Origin of the sequence: Mesorhizobium sp. WSM3866, from assembly GCF_002294795.1 — a bacterium.
Lineage (GTDB): Bacteria > Pseudomonadota > Alphaproteobacteria > Rhizobiales > Rhizobiaceae > Mesorhizobium.
In genome coordinates this window covers 1-1,399 of the sequence record NZ_NSGC01000052.1, presented here as the reverse complement: position 1 = coordinate 1,399, position 1,399 = coordinate 1, and the positions used below count along the sequence as shown (strand labels likewise).

Below are 1,399 nucleotides of genomic sequence, written 5' to 3'. Positions count from 1 at the left end.
GAGCTATGCTGGAATTTGGGTGACGAGGCTGATCAAGCGGCGCTCTGCGGCTTCGTTTCGATGACCTCGATTCCGTCCAGGAAGCTGGCACCTGCGATGAGTTTCGGCAACTGATTTTGTCCTTTCAGTCGTCGCCACGTCCTGGCTGCGGCCATCACCAGCTTGAAGACCATCAGCCTGGCGGTTTTCGAGGACAGCGAGCCCTTGGTGCGTACCGTGCGATGGCGAACGGTCGCAAAGACGCTCTCGATGGGATTGGACGTTCGCAGATGATCCCAATGTTCGGCGGGGAAATCGTAGAACGCCAGCAAGGCATTCTGATCTTTGGTCAGGCAGTCGACCGCCTTGCCGTATTTCGCATCATATTTCTCGACAAAGACGGCAATCGCCGTCTCGGCTGAGGCTCGGTTCGGGGCGGAAAAGATTTCGCGCAGGTCTGTCTTCATGCCGGCCTGCACCGATTTCGGCACCTTGTTGAGAACGTTGGCTGTCTTGTGCACCCAGCATCGCTGGTGTTTGGTGCCGGGAAGGAGCTCATCGAGCGCCTTCCAGAAGCCAAGCGCGCCGTCGCCCACGGCAAGATCGGGCGCGATCTTAAGGCCACGACGCTTGACGTCGGCCAGCAGCTCGCGCCAGCTCTGTGCGCTCTCACGAATACCGGTCTGGAAGCCGACAAGTTCCTTCTTGCCCTCGGGTGTGGCGCCGATCAGAACCAGCATGCATTCGGCATGGTCTTCCATCCGGGCCTGCAGATAGACTCCATCCGCCCACACATAGACATAGCGGCGCGCCGAAAGATCGCGCTTTTGCCAACGATCGTATTCGATGCCCCACTGTGCCGTCAGCCGCGTGATCACCGAGGGTGACAGGTTCGGCGCCTCCTTGCCCAAGAGGGCCGCCAGAGCGTCCTGAAAATCCCCCGTCGAAACGCCGCGCAGGTAGAGAACGGGAAGCAGCGCATCCAGACTGCGCGTCCGACGCGCCCATTTGGGCAGGATCGATGAGGAAAACCGGACCCGGTCCGCTTCGCCGGTCGCGCCGCGATCCCGGACCTTCACCCGGCTGACAGGCACCGGCCCGATCCCCGTCTGGATGCTCCGCTCCGGGGCGTGACCATGCCGGACAAGCCGGTCACGACCATCGGCAAGCTTGAGATCCTTCATCTCGGCAAGAAACGCCTCGGCTTCCATCTCGATCGCCTGCGCAAGCAATTTGCGCGCCCCGCTGCGAAGCACATCCGTCAGCGGATCATCGATTTCGTCGGGCTGACGAAGGCGAACAATGTTGATAGTCTCGTTCATGGCGTATCGCTCTCCTTGAGAGGTTCTGGCAGGCTTCATCACCCGCCTCGATACGCCGCTCTCCTCAAACCGTCATCACCCAGTTTCAGCCATAGCTC

The 1,399-nt window shown here is 60.7% G+C and carries 1 protein-coding gene; it reads right to left on the bottom strand.

All coding sequences use genetic code 11. The features are described from left to right. Nucleotides 1-32: 32 nt before the first annotated feature. Complete coding sequence (locus CK222_RS31375; protein WP_176477819.1) at nucleotides 33-1,301, bottom strand: IS256 family transposase; 1,269 nt, start codon at nucleotides 1,299-1,301, stop codon at nucleotides 33-35. Between the last annotated feature and the right edge of the window lie 98 nt (nucleotides 1,302-1,399).